This is a genomic window from Oleiphilus sp. HI0079, from assembly GCF_001635105.1.
In genome coordinates this window covers 1-737 of the sequence record NZ_LWFT01000962.1, presented here as the reverse complement: position 1 = coordinate 737, position 737 = coordinate 1, and the positions used below count along the sequence as shown (strand labels likewise).

Below are 737 nucleotides of genomic sequence, written 5' to 3'. Positions count from 1 at the left end.
CCAATTAGCTTTTTTATTGAAGTGGATGGTAAAGACACAGGCGTTCAATTCTCAGGAATCCCAAGTGGTCACGAATTCAATTCGTTGATACTCGCGGTTCTACAGTCGACGGGAACGCCTTTAAAGCTGGATGAGTCATTGCAGAAAATGGTCGGTCGGGTGAACGAAAAACTGCATTTTGAAGTGTTCATTGGACTTAGCTGTCACAACTGCCCAGACGTTGTACAGGCTTTAAATCAGTTTGCCTTGCTCAACGACAACATTTCGAGCGAGATGATTGATGGTGCCTTGTTCCAAGACGTGATTAAAGAGCGCGATATTCAAGGCGTACCAAGTGTTTACGTCAACGGTGAGCTTTTCGCGAACGGTAAAGTGGATGCGGCTCAGTTGATCGAAAAATTGATGGAACGCGACCAAAGTATTGCGCAAGCGGACGAGGAAAACGCGCTGCCGCTGCAAGATGTCACGGTAATCGGCGGTGGTCCGGCCGGTGTCGCTTCAGCTATCTACAGTGCCCGTAAAGGCTTGAAAGTCACCTTGATCGCAGAGCGTTTGGGTGGTCAGGTGAAAGATACCATGGGCATCGAGAATCTTATCTCAGTATCAAGTACAACCGGCCCAGAATTGACGGGTAATTTGATTGCACACATGAACGATTACGACATTACCGTAAAAGAGCACTTGCGTGTGAGCGAGGTGATCGATGAAGAAATTAAAACGGTTGTGCTGTCATCGGG

Annotated in this window: 1 protein-coding gene; it reads left to right on the top strand. The window is 47.6% G+C overall.

Annotated features, from left to right (window positions below; translation table 11 throughout):
• A partial coding sequence (locus A3750_RS17720) for a thioredoxin family protein (protein WP_156498694.1) occupies positions 1–737 on the top strand: 737 nt, incomplete at both ends.